We start from the raw sequence: 14,756 nt of genomic DNA on the forward strand, positions 1-14,756 counted from the left end.
TTCTGGCATTCGCCCGGACGAGTTGCTACGTTTAGGCCATAACGCGCCAAGCGAAAGGAACCACGATGTTAAACACCCTGGCAAAACTGACCGCGGTCGCCGTGCTGGCGGTCGGACTGGCGGCCTGCGACAACAAAGACGACACCAAACCGGCGGTGCCGCCACCGGACACCAAGCCGACCGTGACGCAGCCCGCGCCACCGCCGCCGCCTGCGCCGGTAGAAACCCCGCCCGCGCCGCCGGGGCTGAACGTGTCGCTGCAGAAGGGCAAAATCACCTTCGAGCTGCCGCCGGGCTTTAGCGATCAAACGCTGAACAGCGGCATCATCAACGACAGCACCTCCACCATTCAGCGTTTTCTCGACGGCAAGTCGCGCCAGAGCGCGGTCTCTTCCGAAGTGATCCCGCCGGACGGCATGAAGCTCAACACCAGCGACAAAATGCTGAAAGAGCTGGCGCAGAGCGCCATCACGGTGCTGGCCGAGCGCTATCAGAATATCCAGACCACCAAAGAAGAGAACTTCAGCGTCGGCAAACAGAAGTTTCGCCGGGTGGATACCGAGCAGACCGTCAACGGGCAAAAGGTGGTCTCCACGCTGGTGTTGACGGTGTTCAACAAGCGGGTGGTGACGCTGCAAATGCTGTCGCCGGCCAAAACGCCGGAAGTGCATCAGGCGCTGGTGCAGCGGATTATCGATACCCTGGCGGTGAAGTAAGGGCGCCGCGCTGCGGCCAGGACGAAGCGGAGGAGACCGGATGAAGCTTATCGGTAGTTACACCAGCCCCTTTGTGCGCAAGATTTCCGTGATGCTGCTGGAAAAAGGGATCGCGTTCGAATTCGTCAACGATCCGCCGTATGAGCCCGGTAGCCGGGTGAAGGCGTTGAACCCGCTTGGCAAGGTGCCGGTGCTGATCGCCGATGACGGCGAGGTGTTTTACGACTCGCCGGTGGTGGCCGAATACCTTGAGCTGCTGACGGTGGAGCCGGCGTTTTTGCCGGCCGAACGCGCCGCCGCGCTGCGCGTCCGCCAGGTGGCGGCGCTGGCGGATGGCGTGACCGAAGCGGCGGCGACCCTGTTTCGCGAAAGCCGGCGCGCGCCGGAAAAACAGGACGAAAACTGGATGCTGCGCCAGCGTGACAAACTGACGCACGGGTTGGATGCGCTGGAGGCGCTGGCGCGGGACAAAACGTGGCTCAATGCCGAGCGGCTGACGCTGGCGGATATCGCCACCGGCTGCGCGCTGGGCTACCTCAATTTCCGCCGCATCCTGCCCAACTGGTGCGTCGGGCGCCCGGCGCTGGTCAAGCTGGCCGAACGCCTGTTCGCCCGTGAAAGCTTCGCCCGCACCGCGCCGCCCTGAACGTTCTTTTCTCCCCGCCGCGGCGGGGTTTTGCTATGCCGATACGTCTAAATTGAAAACCGAGCGACCATGAGCACTGAATCCCACCTTCTTTACAGCCAACTGCCCGCCATCGACCGCCTGCTGCGTGAACCCGCGATTGAACCGCTGGTGGCGCAGCATGGCCAGACGCTGATCGGCGAACTGCTGCGCCGGCTGCAGGCCCAGGCGCGCGACGCGATCGGGCAACAGCAACGTTTACCCGCCTGGTGCGGCGACTGGCCGCAGGCGCTGCGGGCCGAGCTGGCCCGGCAGCAACGCCCGGCTTTGCTGCCGGTGTTCAACCTCAGCGGCACCGTGCTGCACACCAACCTCGGGCGCGCCCTGCTGGCGCAGCCGGTGAAGGAGGCGGTGAGCGCGGTGATGGGGGAGGCGGTGACGCTGGAGTACGATCTGGACGGCGCCGGGCGCGGCCATCGCGATCGGGCGGTGGCGGATCTGCTGTGCCGGCTGACCGGCGCGGAGGACGCCTGCATCGTCAATAACAACGCGGCGGCGGTGCTGCTGATGCTGGCGGCGATCGCCCCCGGCAAAGAGGTGGTGGTGTCGCGCGGCGAGCTGGTGGAGATTGGCGGCGCATTCCGCATACCCGACGTGATGCGCCAGGCCGGCTGCCAACTGGTGGAGGTCGGCACCACCAACCGCACCCATCTGAAAGATTACCGCCAGGCCATCAACGAACAGACCGGCCTGTTGATGAAAGTGCACACCAGCAACTACAGCATTCAGGGTTTTACCGCGGCGGTCGACGAGGCTGAACTGGCGCAGCTCGGAGCCGAACAGGGCGTGCCGACCGCCACCGATCTGGGCAGCGGCTCGCTGATCGACATGGCGCAGTACGGCCTGCCCGCCGAACCGATGCCGCAGCGGCTGCTGGCCGCCGGCGTCGACTTGGTGACGTTCTCCGGCGATAAGCTGCTGGGCGGCCCGCAGGCCGGGATCATCGTCGGCAAAAAGGCGCTGATCGCCCGCCTGCAGCAGCATCCGCTCAAGCGCGCGCTGCGCGTCGGCAAGCTGACGCTGGCGGCCCTGGAGGCCACGCTGCGGCTCTATCTGCAGCCGGAAAAACTGGCTGAGCAGCTGCCGACGCTGCGGCTGCTGACCCGCCCGCAGCAGGAGATGCAACAGGCGGCCGAACGGCTGCTGGCGGCGCTGGCACCGCGGTTCACCGCCGATTTCGAGCTGCGCGCCGAACCGTGCTGGTCGCAAATTGGCAGCGGTTCGCTGCCGGTGGATCGCCTGCCCAGCTATGCGCTGACCTTCACGCCGCGCGACGGCCGCGGCGCCACGCTGGAAGCGTTGGCCGAACGCTGGCGCCGCCTGCCGCAGCCGGTGATCGGCCGCCTCGGTGACGGCCGGCTGTGGCTGGATCTGCGCTGTCTGGAACAGGAAGGGGCGCTGATGGACGCGCTGAGCGCCTCATGATCATCGCCACCGCCGGCCATGTCGATCATGGCAAAACCACCCTGCTGCAGGCGATCTCCGGGATCAACGCGGATCGCCTGCCGGAAGAGAAGCGCCGCGGCATGACCATCGATCTGGGTTACGCCTACTGGCCGCAGCCGGACGGCCGGGTGCTGGGCTTTATCGACGTGCCCGGCCACGAGAAATTCCTCGCCAACATGCTGGCGGGCGTCGGCGGCATCGACCATGCGTTGCTGGTGGTGGCCTGCGACGACGGCGTGATGGCGCAAACCCGCGAACATCTGGCGATCCTGCGCCTGAGCGGGCGCCCGGCGCTGACGGTGGCGCTGACCAAGGCCGACCGGGTGGACGCGGCGCGTGTCGGCGAGGTACGCCGCCAGGTGCGCGACGAACTGGCGCGCCAGGGCTGGCCCGATGCACCGCTGTTTGTTACCGCGGCGGCGGCGGGAGAGGGTATCGAGGCGCTGCGCGCGCATTTGCTGGCGCTGCCCTCCGGCGAGCACGCGCTGACGCGCCGTTTTCGCCTGGCGGTAGACCGTGCGTTCAGCGTCAAAGGGGCGGGGCTGGTGGTGACCGGCACCGCGCTCGGCGGCCGGGTGCAGGTGGGAGATTCGCTGTGGCTGACCGGCGCCGACGCGCCGGTGCGGGTGCGTGGCCTGCACGCCCAAAATCAGGCCGTGGAACAGGCCCAGGCCGGGCAACGCATCGCGTTGAACATCAGCGGCGATGTCGATAAAGACCGTGTCGCGCGCGGCGACTGGCTGCTGGCGCAGCGTCCGCCGGAGGCGGCGGAACGCATTCTGGTGGCGCTGGAAGCGGATCGGCCGATCCGCCATTGGCAGCCGCTGCACCTGCACCATGCCGCCAGCCACATCACCGGGCGCATTTCGCTGCTGAACGACGGGCTGGCGGAACTGATCCTCGATCGCCCGCTGTGGCTGGCGGAGAACGATCGGCTGGTGCTGCGCGATATCGGCGCACGGCAAACGCTGGGCGCGGCCCGGGTGCTCAGGCTGAGCGCGCCCAAGCGCGGCAAGCGCCAGCCGGACTACCTGGTATGGCTGCAGGCCCTGGCGAACGCGCAGGACGATGCGCAGGCGCTGACGCTTGAGCTGCCGCACGGCGCGCTGTCTCTGACGGCGTTCGCCTGGGCGCGTCAGTTGACCGACGACGGCCTGGCGGCACTGCTGGCGAACCGCGATCTGCTGATCGTCGGTGACCGGGCGCTGGCGCAGGAGCAGGTGCAACAGGCGGAAAGTCGGCTGCTGCAGGTGCTGGCGGAGTACCACCAACAGCACGCCGATCAGTTGGGGTTAGGGCGCGCCCGTCTGCGGCGCATGGCCCTGCCCCAGCAGCCGGAAACGCTGGTGTTTATGATGATCGATCGGCTGCTGAAGGCCGGCGCGCTGCGCAATACGCGCGGCTGGCTGCACCTGCCGGAACACGGTCTGGCGTTCAGCGCCGAAGAGGCGCCGCTGTGGGCGCGCATCGAACCGCTGTTCGGCGACGAGCCGTGGTGGGTGCGCGATCTGGCGAGCGAGTTGGGTGAGGAAGAGAGCCGGGTACGGGCGCTGCTGCGCAAGGCGGCCCAGCTGGGCCATGTGACGGCGGTGGTGGTGGATCGCTATTACCTCAGCCGACGCATCGAGCAGTTCGCGGCGCTGATCCGCGAGCTGGATGCGGAGCGGGGCGGCGCCAACGCCGCCGACTTCCGCGATCGGCTCGGCGTCGGGCGCAAGCTGGCGATCCAGGTGCTGGAGTTCTTCGATCGCAGCGGCTTTACCCGCCGCAAGGGTAACGAGCATCTGCTGCGCGACGGCGGGTTGTTCGGCAACTGATTGCGTGTTTTTTGTTCTCTGATGGCGGTATAATCAGCTTTAATCACTTTGATTGATGTCGATTGTATTGAGGATCAAGACGATGAATACGAAAGTCATCACCGCTCATGTGCCGCTGCCTTTGGCTGAAAAGGTGGATGAAATGGCCGCCAAACTTGAACGCTCACGGGGATGGATAGTGAAGCAAGCCCTCACCGCCTGGCTCGAGCAAGAGGAAGAGCGCCGTCGATTAACGCTGGCGGCGCTGGCCGATGTCGAACAGCAAAACGTTATCGATCATGAATCGGTAGAAGCCTGGGCTGCCAGCCTGGACAGTGACGATCCGCTGCCGGTACCGCGCTGATGGCGTTAAAATGGACGAGTAAGGCGCTATCGGATTTGGCGCGTTTGTTTGAGTTTCTTGCCTTGGCTAACCGTACTGCGGCAGCGAATTCGGTGAAGGCCTTGGTCGCCGCGCCTAAAGCGTTGCTTGATAATCCTCGCCTGGGTGAAAGACTGGACGAGTTTTTACCGCAGGAAGTGAGGCGTATTCTGGTCGGCCGTTATGAGATACGTTACCAGGTGCAGCCGGCAACGATTTATGTTCTGCGTATTTGGCATCCCCGCGAAGAGCGATAGGCCGAATTCCCCTACCCGATAAATCTGACGGCGGCCCGGCTGACGTCGGGCGTCTGGGCGGTCAGAAACGCCTGTAAGCGTTCGATCAGCGGCCGCTTCGCCGATTCTTCCGGCCAAACCAGATAGTAACCGTCGCCGGTACGCACGGCGGCGTCACAGGGCAGCGCCAATAACCCCTCCTCAATCGTCCGCAGGCTCAGCGCCAGATCGCCGATCGAGACGCCGTGCCCGGCGATGGCCGCCGTGTTGCCCTGTTCCAGCGAATCAAATACCTGGCCGCGCGTGAGATCGATCGGGGCCGCGATGCCGCTTTTTTGCAGCCAGCGCCGCCAGTCGCGCCGATCGGGCGAAGGGTGGATCAGCGGGCAGGCGGCGAGGTCGCGCTGCCCGTCGGCGAGCAGCGCGGGGGCGCAAATCGGGATCAGCCATTCGTCGAACAGCTTGGCGGCGGCGGTGTTGGCGCCGAAGTGGCCGTTGCCGAGCAGGATGGCGCAGTCGTAGGGTTCGCTGAAAAAATCCACGCTGTCGATGTCCATCCAGACGCTGGCTGCCTGCACCTCGAACGCCTGCGCCGTTTGCCGGAACCGGCTCAGGCAGTCCAGCAGCCAGCGCAGGGTCAGCGTGGAGGGCGCCTTCAGCCGCAGCAGATCGCGGTGGCTTCTGAACAACTCGCACGCTTGCTCGATGCGGCCAAACCCTTGCTGCAGCTCGGCGGCGAAGATTTTCCCCTGCGGCGTGACCTCGATGCGCGGGCCGTTGCGCTGGAACAGCCGACAGCCGAAGTGCTGCTCCAGCGTTTTGATGTGCTTGCTGACGGCGCTCGGGGTGAGATGCAGCTCCTCGGCGGCCAGCGTGAACGAGCCGGTGCGGGCGGCGCTTTCGAAGGCGCGCAGGGCGTAAAGCGGCGGAAGGGAACTGGCCATCGCGGCGTCTCTAATAATGAGTCTGATTCACAGTAAACGACAGGATTACTCCTTTTTCAAGGCGGGGGCGGCGGCAGGATAATGGCGCGACGCCAACTGACTGAATGTGAGTGAAATAAAGATGAACCTGTCGTTGCTGGCGGCGTATTTCGCCGCCATTTTCTTGCTGATCGCCACGCCGGGGCCGGTGGTGGCGATGGTGGCCAACACCGCGGCGCGCTTTGGTGCCCGGCGCGCGCTGTTGACTGCGCTGGGCAGCAACGGGGCCTCCTTGTTGCTGATCGGCATCGCCGCGCTGATTATCACCGGGCTGTTCGCGGTGGATATGCGCTTGCTGCAGTGGATAGGCCTGCTGGGTTGCCTGTTTATCGGCCGTATGGCGATCGCCTCGCTGTATGAGGATTTATCCGCGCGAACCCCGGATGCGCAGCCCGTTGCGCCGCCGCAAAAACGCTCGGCGATCCTGACCGGTTTTCTGGTGGGCATCGCCAACCCCAAAGACATTATCTTCTTCGTCGCTTTTTTCCCGCAGTTTATCGCCGTCACCCCCTCGATCGGCGCCAGCCTGACGCTGTTGACTGCACTGTGGGTGCTGGCGGACTTCGCCATCTTGCTGGCCTATATCACCCTGCTGTCGGGAACGGCGCTGCAGCGCGCGCGGCGGGCGATCTCTGTCCTGTCGGCGTTGCTGCTGTTGGGGGTGGCGGTGGTGGGAGCGGGGTATGCGCTGTGGGGGCTGCTCGGCTGAAGCCGCATAAAAAAACGCCGGTCGGGAAACCGGACCGGCGTTTATCGTGGCGTTTAAGCCGCGCCGGTCGGCTGCGGCGTGGGGTCGCCGTTGCGGCGTTTGCCGATAAACAGCGCCACCAGCGTCAACCAGCACAGGCCGCTGATGAGATTGAACAGGTTGAACAGCCCGCTGCCGCCCCAGACGTAGGCGACCTTGGCCAGCTCGATGCCGACGGTGAACACCATCATGCTCAGCATGCCCATGGTGGCCGACACGGTGCCTTTGCTGACAGTGCTGGAGAACAGCGTCAGGCGGTACAGGCCGGCGTTGGCCAGGCCAATGCCGAAGGCGTACAGGCTCAGGCCGGCGGTCATCCACAGGTAGGCATGGCTGGAGAACTGGGTCGCCAGCGCGGCGATCAGCAGCCCCAGCAGCATTGGGCCCGCGCCCAGCTTGATCAGGCGCTCCACGCTGTTTTTGCCGGTCAGGCGCGCCAGCGTCAGGTTGCCGAGGATCAGCGCGCCGAACACCGGGATTTGCAGCAGGCCGTAATCCAGCGTCGACAGCGACTCACCGCTGATCAGGATCACCGGTGACTGGGCGATCCAGGCCAGCAGCGGCAGGCTGGCGAAACCGATCGCCAAAGCGCCGCACAGGAAGCGGCGGTTGCCCAGCACCTGGCGGTAGTCGCGCCACAGGTTGGCGGCGGAAAACGCCTCGCCCTGCAGCGTGGCGGTTTCCGGCATCGCTTTCCACAGGCCGTAGAAGGCGATGGCCGCCAGCGCGGCGAACAGCACGAACATGCTCTGCCACGGCGCGACGTGGATCAGCGCCGCGCCGGCCAGCGGCCCGAGCAGCGGGGCGATCAGCGCCACGTTGGCCATCAGTGCGGTGATCTTGATGCACACCGATTCTTCAAACGACTCCTGGATGGTGGCGTAGCCGACCGCGCCGATAAAGCACAGGCCGATGCCCTGCAGGAAACGCATGGCGATGAACTGTTCGATGGTGGTGACCAGCAGGATCGCCAGGCAGGAGACGATAAAGAACGCCACCCCGGCCAGCATCACCGGGCGGCGGCCGCGGCGATCCGACAGCGGCCCGAGCAGCCACTGCAGGAAGATGCCGCCGGCCAGATAGGCGGTCATCGAGGTGGGTACCCACTCTTCGCCGGCGTTGAAATCCGCCACGACGGCCAGCATGCCCGGCTGAATCATATCGTTGCCGATATAAGTGGCGAACTCGAACAGCACCAGACAAAGAGGGAATAAAAGCGCCTGTCGGCCCAAACGTGCCGCAGGTGGTAATGTCGTTTTCATATTATTGTACTGATAGTAAAAGAGAAAAAGGAACTGCCAGGGCGGGAAGCGCAAACTGAGCGAGTTGTGGCGGCTATTTTGCCGCCAATTGTTCACCTTCGCAATCATAAGGTGTTGTTTAAGTGCATTCTGATATTTCGCTTTTGGGTTGTCGCCGAACGCCGTGCCCGATAACCTCTTCTTAACATATCAATATGACACAAGATCGGGCGAGCGTTTGAGCGAGAAAATCGGCTGGATAGACAATCTGCGGGCGATAGCGTGCATGATGGTGGTGATGATCCACGCCACCACCTATTACGTCACCAACGGCGCGGCGATAGGGCTGCACAACTGGGATATCGCCAACGCGCTGAACTCGCTGTCGCGCGTGTCGGTGCCGCTGTTCTTCATGATTTCCGGCTACCTGTTCTTCGGCGAAAAGAGCGCTGGCCGGCGGCATTTCACCCGTATCGCCTGCTGCATTCTGTTCTACAGCGCCATCGCGCTGATCTATATCGCGGCCTTCACCAAGATCGGCTTCTGGCCGTCGCTGCGCGCCATCCTGCAAAAGCCGGTGTTCTACCACCTGTGGTTTTTCTACGCCATTACGGTGATTTACCTGCTGTCGCCGCTGATCAGCGTCAAGCCGGTGTCGCGCCGTTACCTGGCCGCCGCGCTGGTGGTGTTGGCTGCGATCGCCAACCCGAATACCGACAAGCTGACCTTCGGCAATGCGCACCTGCTGCCGGTTAACCTGTATATCTACGGCGATACCTTCTACTACCTGCTGTATGCGCTGGCCGGGCGGGCGATTGGCATGATGGAGGCGCGCGGGCGCGCCGTGGGCTGGCTGGCGGCGCTGGGATTTGCGCTGTGCGTGGCGCTGATCGCGCGCGGCACCAAGCACCAGCTGTTCATCAACGGCAACTTCGCCGATACCTACTACATCTACAGCGGCCCGCTGGTGTTTATGGCGGCGGTGGCGCTGCTGGTGTGGGTGAAACACTGTTTGCCGCAGCCGATCGGCTGGCTGAGCGCGTTCTCCCGCCATTCGCTGGCGATCTACGGTTTTCACGCCCTTATCGTCAACGTGATGCGCAGCCGGCACCTGGATTTCACCGGCCACCCGCTGCTGGATATCTTCTGGGTGTTCGGCGTGGCGCTGGGGCTCAGCCTGCTGCTGTCTGTCGGCCTGCAGCGGCTGGATACCCGCCGGCTGGTGTCATAGCGGCGAGCGCTGGCGCTGCTGGGCGCGGCGCAGCTGCCGCCCGGAAGAAAAGCCGGCCGCCAGCGCGGCCTTCTCCAACCCATACCCTTGCTGCAGGCGCTGTTGCGCCACCGCCAACCGCAGCTGCTCATGATACTCCCGCACGCTGATGCCGACGTGGCTGCGAAACAGCCGCGCCAGGTGGCGGCTGCTGACGTGCGCCTTCTCCGCCACCTGCGGCACCGACCAGTCGGCCTCCGGCTCGGCGGCCATCACGTCCTGCGCGCGGTGTACCGCCGGGTGCAGGTGGTTGCGATAGCGCAGCCAGGGCGACAGCTGCGGATCGTCCCCGGCGCGGCGGAAATAGACCACCATGTCGCGTGCGACGTCGCGCGCCCGGCCGGAGCCGCAGTGGCGGTGGACCAGGTGCAGCGCCAAATCGATGCCGGTGGTGATGCCCGCGCTGGTGTAGATGCCGCGATCTTCGACGAAGATACGGTTCTCTTTCACCTGCGCCGCCGGCGCCTGCCGGCGGATACGTTCGATGACGTCGTGGTGGGTGGTGCACTGATAGCCGTCGAGCAGCCCGGCCTGCGCCGCCAGCAGCGCGCCGGAACAGATGCACACCAGGGTGATACGCTGCCGCTGCAGATCGGGCCGCAGCGTCGCCAGCCAGCGGCGCGCCTGCTCGGCCTCTTCCCCGGCGAAATAGCGCTGCGAATCGCCGACGCCCGGCAGCACCAGAATGGCGCCGTCTTCCAGGCGTTCGGGCAACGGCTGCAGGCCGCTCAGCGTCATGCCGATGGAGCAGACGATCTGCGGCGCCGGGCTGAGATAACGCAGGCTGAACTGCCCGGCGAGGCGCAGGGTTTCCGCCGGGCCGCTGACGTCCAGCGACAGCACGTTGGGCAACAGCAGAAAATAGACGGCCTGCGACATGGTTACTCCTGTGCGAGTTGCGCCAGCGCCTCATCCACGCTGGCGATGCGGGCGAAACGATCGACCAGTACGGTTTCAGTATGCCGCTTCAGCTGCGCGGGGGTAAAGGTTTCACCGTCGGGATGACGCATCGGGAAGGTCAGCGTCGCCTCGGTGACGAAGGTCACCCGATAACCGAGATCGGACGCTACCCGGGTGGTGGTTTCGCAACACTGTTCGGTGCGGATGCCGGAGACGATCAGGTGGTTGATATCCCGCTCGCGCAGCCAGGCGTCGAGGCCGGATTCGGTCAGCGCATTGTGTACGTGCTTATGCACGGTGATATCCGCCTGGTGGGTGAGGAACGGCAGGCGCTGTACATGGCCTGAAGCCAGCGAGAACGGCCCCTGCGGCGAAACGTGCAGCACATCGACCAGCGCTGCGCCGCGTTGTTGGCAACCCGCGATCAGGCGCGTCAGCGCCTGCTGAAACGCCGGCAGATCGTCCTCCTGCCAGAATGGACGGTGCTGGAATGATTGCTGGACATCGATGATCAATAACGCGCTCTGTGACATTTTCGGCCCTCCGCCTGTGTGTGTAGCGACCATCTTGCGCCGCTCCTTACTCTGGCAGAAGGCCAAAAACGGCCATCATGATGACAACAGCGGACCGACCTTAGGCTTTGCTCACCTGGCCGGCCACCAGACGCCCCTGATGGAAGGTGGCGCTGCGCGCCGGCAGGCGGGCGACCGCCTCGGCGGAACAGCTGGCGTTGACCAGCACGAACTCGGCGGCATCGCCGGCTTTTGGCCAGGCGCGCTGGCCCTTATCGTCCAGCGGCAGCACGCCGCCGGTGGAGATGGCCATGGCGCGCGACAGGTGATACTCGTCGGAGCCACGGTACAGCTGGGCGTACAGGTTGGCCTTCTCCAGGATGTCGCCGGTGCCGAACGGCGACCAGTGGTCGATCACGCTGTCGGTGCCGGTCATCACGAACACCCCTTTCTCGCTGAGCTGCGGCAGCGGCATCATCAGGCCGCCGATCGGCACCGTAGAGGCGATGGTGATCTGCTGCGCCGCCAGCCGGGTGGCGGTTTCCGCCAGTTCGCCCGGCGTCAGCGTGGTCAGGGCGAAAGCGTGGCTGATGGTGACCTTGCCGCGCAGTGCCGGGTTTTGCTCCACGGTGGCGATCATGTAGTTGATGGCGGCGACCCCGGCCGGGCTGGTCTCATGCAGGTGGATATCCACGCCTTTGCCGGTATCGAGGGCGATCTGGAACATGGCGTCCAGCGATTGCTCCATCGCGCCGTCGACGTTGGTCGGATCGAGCCCGCCGACGTACTGCACGCCCATCTGCATCGCTTCGCGCATCAGCGCATCGACTTTGGAGTGCAACAGCCCGTGCTGCGGGAAGGCGACGATTTCACAGCTGAAGTCCGCCCGGTGGTTTTCCAGCGCGCGCTGCAGGTGTTCCAGGCTTTTCAGGCCGCTGACCGGATCGATATTGCAGTGGCTGCGCGCCACGGTGCTGCCTTTGGACTGCAGCAGGGCGATCAGGTTTTCCGCCCGCTGCTGCGAGGTGGGCAGCAGTTTCGGGATCAGCGTCTGCTCCAGCGCGATCATGTCCATGATGGTTTTGCCCTGGCGCGGGCGCGGCGCCTGCCACGGGCCGCTGTAGAAGGTTTTGTCCAGGTGGATGTGCATGTCGCGAAACGCCGGCAGCAGCAGCTGGCCCTGCGCCTGATAGCGGGGCACGCCGGTGGGCAACGCGGCGCTGGCGGCGTGAATGGCGGCGATCTTGCCGTCTTTGATCTCCAGCGTGTACAGCGCGGTGCGGGTGCCGATCACCGTTTCGCCGTCGTATTCAAAGCCGTCTTCCAGCCGCACCTCGCTCAGGCAGTAGTGGCGATCGGTCAGGGTCATCGGTGCCGGTGCGCACTGCCCGTCGCCCGGTGACGCGGCCTGCGCCATGCCACCCGTCAGGCCGATCACCGCGCAGGCGGTGGTAAGTTTGCCGGTTTGGCTGAGGAAGGCTCTGCGGCCCGGTTGTTGAGGGTTTTCCACGTTCGGTTCCTTAATCCAGAGGTGAGGGATGAAAACATCCCCCAATTTAGGAGAGGAACCGGCCGGTTGGCAGCGACATTTGCCACTGGTGACTATTCGATTTGGTAATGATCGGCGTGTGCCGGCGTTTATATCAACCCGCAAAACACCGCCAGCCGCTGGGCCAGCGACAGCGTGGCGGCGGGGGCGCCGTCGCGGTAGTAGAGCGCCAGTTCGAAGCTGTCTATCGGCGGCAATCCTTCGGCTTCGCCCAGCACCCGATGCGTGGGCAGACGGCAGCCGGCCGGCAACAGGGTGACGCCCAGCCCGGCGGCGGAAGCGGCGGTCAGCGCCGCCAGGCTGGCGCTGCTGTAGCCAATGCGCCAGCGTTTGCCGAGGTTGTCCAGCGCCTGGCACAGCTCGTCGCGGTACAGGCCGCTGAGCGGAAATACCGCCAGCGGCACCGGCGATTGCTCGATGGCCGGGAAGGCCAGGCTGTCCAACCACAGCAGCGGTTCCGGCCGTGCGGCGCGCGGCGGTTGCCGGCGGCGCTGCTTCACCAGGATCAGATCCAGCTCTTCACGCGCGTAGGCGCTGTGCAGATCGGCGCTCAGGCCGCTGGCGACGTCCAATCGCAGGTGTGGGTGCTCGCGGCTGAAGTCGGCCAGCAGCTCGGTGGTGGGCACGGCGAAATCCTCCGGCATGCCGATCCGCAGCACGCCGTCGCGCCAGATGCCGGTCAGCGCGTCGTGGGCCTCTTCATTCAGCGCGATGATGCGGCGCGCGTAGCTCAACAGCTTGACGCCTTCTTCGGTCAGCAGCACCTGATGCGAGGAGCGCTCAAACAGCGGCTTGCCCAGCATCTCTTCCAGCCGGCGCACCTGCTGGCTAACGGTGGACTGCGACAAAAACACCCGCTCTGCGGCGCGGGTGAAGCTGTTGCTGTCGCATACGGCGACGAAGCTGAGCAGCAGCTGCGGATTGAACATCGGGTAGCGATTCATTTTCCCACTGTTGGCTATTTTATTATTTAATTTCCCAATACTAGCGGCGTTGCCTACAGTAACGCAACGCTGCGGCGATCGCGCTGTGACGCCGCACTCTTCATTTCGCAGTACCAGGAATATACCGTGTTAAATCATTCTGTTAATTCACCTTCTTCGCGCCGCTGGTTCAATCCCCTGTTGCTGGCGCTGGTGTTGATCGGCCTGAACATGCGGCCGCTGTTGACCTCGATTGGCCCATTGCTGCCGACGCTGCGCCAGGCTACCGGGCTGAGCTTTGGCGGCGCGGCGTTGCTGACCACGCTGCCGGTGCTGATGATGGGCCTGATGGCGTTGGCGGGTGGCGCCATCAACCGGCTGTTCAGCGAACGCAGCGCCGTGGCGTTGAGCCTATTGGCGATCGGACTGGGCGCGCTCTGGCGCGAGCTGGCCCCCGGCAGCGTGCAGCTGCTGATGAGCGCGGTGCTGGGCGGGCTCGGCATCGGGGTGATCCAGGCGGTGATGCCCGGCATCATCAAGCATCATTTCCTCAACAGCATGGCGCTGGTGGCCGGGCTGTGGTCGGCGGCGCTGATGGGCGGCGGCGGACTGGGCGCGGCGATCACCCCGTGGTTGATGAGTGCGGGGCACGACTGGCACAGCGCGCTGGCCTGGTGGGCATTGCCGGCGCTGGTGGCGCTGCTGGCCTGGTGGCCGGTCAGTCGCGGGCTGCCTCGCCTGGGCGCAGCGGGAGAAAACCGCGGGCCAAGCCTGCTGCGCAACCGGCGCGCCTGGCTGCTCGGCGCCTATTTCGGCCTGATCAACGGCGGCTATACCAGCCTGATCGCCTGGCTGCCACCGTATTACATGCAGCTCGGCTGGCAGCCGCAGGCCAGCGGTTCGCTGCTGGCGCTGATGACCTTCGGCCAGGTGGTGGGCGCGCTGCTGTTGCCGGCGCTGGCGCGCAATCATGACCGGCGGCCGTTGCTGCTGCTGGCGCTGATGATGCAACTGATCGGCTTTATCGGCCTGATTTACCTGCCGCAGACGCTGCCGTGGCTGTGGGTGTTGGTTTCTGGGCTGGGGCTGGGCGGCGCGTTCCCGCTGTGCCTGGTGCTGGCGCTCGATCACCTGCACCAGCCGGCGGCGGCCGGGCGGCTGGTGGCCTTTATGCAGGGCGTCGGCTTCCTGCTGGCGGGCGTGACACCCTACCTCTCCGGCCTGCTGCGCGACTACAGCGGTGGCTTCGTGCTGGACTGGCAGATCCACGCGCTGCTGGTGGTGGTGCTGATCGCCATCACCTGGCGCTTCCACCCGCACAGCTACCGGCGGGCGTTCGCCGAATAATATTTCTGTCATTGCCGCTCCC

At 65.2% G+C, this 14,756-nt stretch carries 15 protein-coding genes; 9 read left to right on the forward strand and 6 right to left on the reverse strand.

The features are described from left to right. Nucleotides 1-65 precede the first annotated feature (65 nt). The 6 genes from SSARUM2_RS00235 to SSARUM2_RS00260 all read left to right on the forward strand — a co-directional run bounded on the left by SSARUM2_RS00235 (nt 66) and on the right by SSARUM2_RS00260 (nt 5,282). Nucleotides 66-716: a DcrB-related protein gene (locus SSARUM2_RS00235; protein ID WP_033636562.1), complete on the forward strand. Its 651-nt coding sequence runs from the start codon at nt 66-68 to the stop codon at nt 714-716. Between the two features lie 40 nt (nt 717-756). Further along, nucleotides 757-1,362: a glutathione S-transferase gene (locus tag SSARUM2_RS00240; RefSeq protein ID WP_060452988.1), complete on the forward strand. Its 606-nt coding sequence runs from the start codon at nt 757-759 to the stop codon at nt 1,360-1,362. Between the two features lie 69 nt (nt 1,363-1,431). Continuing rightward, nucleotides 1,432-2,826: an L-seryl-tRNA(Sec) selenium transferase gene (gene selA / locus SSARUM2_RS00245; protein ID WP_060452989.1), complete on the forward strand. Its 1,395-nt coding sequence runs from the start codon at nt 1,432-1,434 to the stop codon at nt 2,824-2,826. Next, a complete protein-coding gene (gene selB / locus SSARUM2_RS00250) occupies nt 2,823-4,664 on the forward strand; it encodes a selenocysteine-specific translation elongation factor (protein WP_060452990.1) in 1,842 nt (613 codons plus the stop codon). The genes selA and selB overlap by 4 nt, the downstream gene beginning before the upstream one ends. 82 nt (nt 4,665-4,746) lie before the next feature. Beyond that, on the forward strand, nt 4,747-5,007 hold the full coding sequence (locus SSARUM2_RS00255) for a ribbon-helix-helix domain-containing protein (protein WP_033649526.1): 261 nt from the start codon (nt 4,747-4,749) through the stop codon (nt 5,005-5,007). Further along, on the forward strand, nt 5,007-5,282 hold the full coding sequence (locus tag SSARUM2_RS00260; RefSeq protein WP_060452991.1) for a type II toxin-antitoxin system RelE/ParE family toxin: 276 nt from the start codon (nt 5,007-5,009) through the stop codon (nt 5,280-5,282). Before SSARUM2_RS00255 ends, SSARUM2_RS00260 begins: the two co-directional genes overlap by 1 nt. An 11-nt stretch (nt 5,283-5,293) precedes the next feature. On the opposite strand, the gene SSARUM2_RS00265 is transcribed toward SSARUM2_RS00260, so the two are convergent. Further along, nucleotides 5,294-6,205 carry a LysR family transcriptional regulator gene (locus SSARUM2_RS00265; RefSeq protein WP_033636572.1) on the reverse strand — a complete coding sequence of 304 codons (912 nt, stop codon included), beginning with the start codon at nt 6,203-6,205 and terminating at the stop codon, nt 5,294-5,296. A 121-nt stretch (nt 6,206-6,326) separates the two neighbouring features. Between SSARUM2_RS00265 and SSARUM2_RS00270 the strand changes: the two genes are divergently transcribed. Next, the gene (locus tag SSARUM2_RS00270) at nt 6,327-6,953 is read left to right on the forward strand and encodes a LysE family translocator (protein ID WP_047569917.1); all 627 of its coding nucleotides are present in this window, start codon (nt 6,327-6,329) and stop codon (nt 6,951-6,953) included. Nucleotides 6,954-7,006: 53 nt separating this feature from the next. On the opposite strand, the gene SSARUM2_RS00275 is transcribed toward SSARUM2_RS00270, so the two are convergent. Then, nucleotides 7,007-8,254, reverse strand: a complete 1,248-nt coding sequence (locus tag SSARUM2_RS00275) for an MFS transporter (RefSeq protein WP_033638635.1) — start codon at nt 8,252-8,254, stop codon at nt 7,007-7,009. A 217-nt stretch (nt 8,255-8,471) separates the two neighbouring features. On the opposite strand from SSARUM2_RS00275, the gene SSARUM2_RS00280 reads away from it, so the two are divergent. Next, nucleotides 8,472-9,464 (forward strand): acyltransferase, encoded by a 993-nt coding sequence (locus SSARUM2_RS00280; RefSeq protein ID WP_060439315.1) that lies wholly within the window; start codon nt 8,472-8,474, stop codon nt 9,462-9,464. Here the strand turns inward: SSARUM2_RS00280 and SSARUM2_RS00285 are convergent. The 4 genes from SSARUM2_RS00285 to SSARUM2_RS00300 all read right to left on the reverse strand — a co-directional run bounded on the left by SSARUM2_RS00285 (nt 9,459) and on the right by SSARUM2_RS00300 (nt 13,408). Then, nucleotides 9,459-10,382: a helix-turn-helix domain-containing protein gene (locus tag SSARUM2_RS00285; protein WP_060452992.1), complete on the reverse strand. Its 924-nt coding sequence runs from the start codon at nt 10,380-10,382 to the stop codon at nt 9,459-9,461. The genes SSARUM2_RS00280 and SSARUM2_RS00285 overlap by 6 nt on opposite strands. Before the next feature lie 2 nt (nt 10,383-10,384). After that, nucleotides 10,385-10,936, reverse strand: a complete 552-nt coding sequence (locus SSARUM2_RS00290; protein ID WP_033636578.1) for an isochorismatase family protein — start codon at nt 10,934-10,936, stop codon at nt 10,385-10,387. 100 nt (nt 10,937-11,036) lie between these two features. After that, entirely contained in the window at nt 11,037-12,425 is a 1,389-nt protein-coding gene (locus SSARUM2_RS00295) for an amidohydrolase family protein (RefSeq protein WP_060452993.1), read from the reverse strand. Between the two features lie 128 nt (nt 12,426-12,553). Continuing rightward, nucleotides 12,554-13,408 (reverse strand): LysR family transcriptional regulator, encoded by an 855-nt coding sequence (locus tag SSARUM2_RS00300; protein WP_033653975.1) that lies wholly within the window; start codon nt 13,406-13,408, stop codon nt 12,554-12,556. Nucleotides 13,409-13,618: 210 nt separating this feature from the next. Here SSARUM2_RS00300 and SSARUM2_RS00305 point away from each other — a divergent pair, with 210 nt between their 5' ends. Continuing rightward, entirely contained in the window at nt 13,619-14,734 is a 1,116-nt protein-coding gene (locus SSARUM2_RS00305; protein ID WP_060428515.1) for a cyanate transporter, read from the forward strand. Nucleotides 14,735-14,756: the final 22 nt, after the last annotated feature.

It is taken from the genome of Serratia sp. K-E0102, assembly GCF_029962625.1.
Classification (GTDB): domain Bacteria; phylum Pseudomonadota; class Gammaproteobacteria; order Enterobacterales; family Enterobacteriaceae; genus Serratia; species Serratia sarumanii.

What these genes read in the sequence shown, in the direction of transcription:
- SSARUM2_RS00240 (WP_060452988.1), top strand. Translation starts at nt 757, where the DNA reads ATGAAGCTTATCGGTAGTTACACCAGCCCCTTTGTGCGCAAGATTTCC.
- SSARUM2_RS00270 (WP_047569917.1), top strand. Translation starts at nt 6,327, where the DNA reads ATGAACCTGTCGTTGCTGGCGGCGTATTTCGCCGCCATTTTCTTGCTG.
- SSARUM2_RS00285 (WP_060452992.1), bottom strand. Translation starts at nt 10,382, where the DNA reads ATGTCGCAGGCCGTCTATTTTCTGCTGTTGCCCAACGTGCTGTCGCTG.
- SSARUM2_RS00255 (WP_033649526.1), top strand. Translation starts at nt 4,747, where the DNA reads ATGAATACGAAAGTCATCACCGCTCATGTGCCGCTGCCTTTGGCTGAA.
- SSARUM2_RS00305 (WP_060428515.1), top strand. Translation starts at nt 13,619, where the DNA reads ATGCGGCCGCTGTTGACCTCGATTGGCCCATTGCTGCCGACGCTGCGC.
- SSARUM2_RS00265 (WP_033636572.1), bottom strand. Translation starts at nt 6,205, where the DNA reads ATGGCCAGTTCCCTTCCGCCGCTTTACGCCCTGCGCGCCTTCGAAAGC.
- SSARUM2_RS00275 (WP_033638635.1), bottom strand. Translation starts at nt 8,254, where the DNA reads ATGAAAACGACATTACCACCTGCGGCACGTTTGGGCCGACAGGCGCTT.
- selA (WP_060452989.1), top strand. Translation starts at nt 1,432, where the DNA reads ATGAGCACTGAATCCCACCTTCTTTACAGCCAACTGCCCGCCATCGAC.
- SSARUM2_RS00260 (WP_060452991.1), top strand. Translation starts at nt 5,007, where the DNA reads ATGGCGTTAAAATGGACGAGTAAGGCGCTATCGGATTTGGCGCGTTTG.
- SSARUM2_RS00235 (WP_033636562.1), top strand. Translation starts at nt 66, where the DNA reads ATGTTAAACACCCTGGCAAAACTGACCGCGGTCGCCGTGCTGGCGGTC.
- SSARUM2_RS00290 (WP_033636578.1), bottom strand. Translation starts at nt 10,936, where the DNA reads ATGTCACAGAGCGCGTTATTGATCATCGATGTCCAGCAATCATTCCAG.
- SSARUM2_RS00300 (WP_033653975.1), bottom strand. Translation starts at nt 13,408, where the DNA reads ATGAATCGCTACCCGATGTTCAATCCGCAGCTGCTGCTCAGCTTCGTC.
- selB (WP_060452990.1), top strand. Translation starts at nt 2,823, where the DNA reads ATGATCATCGCCACCGCCGGCCATGTCGATCATGGCAAAACCACCCTG.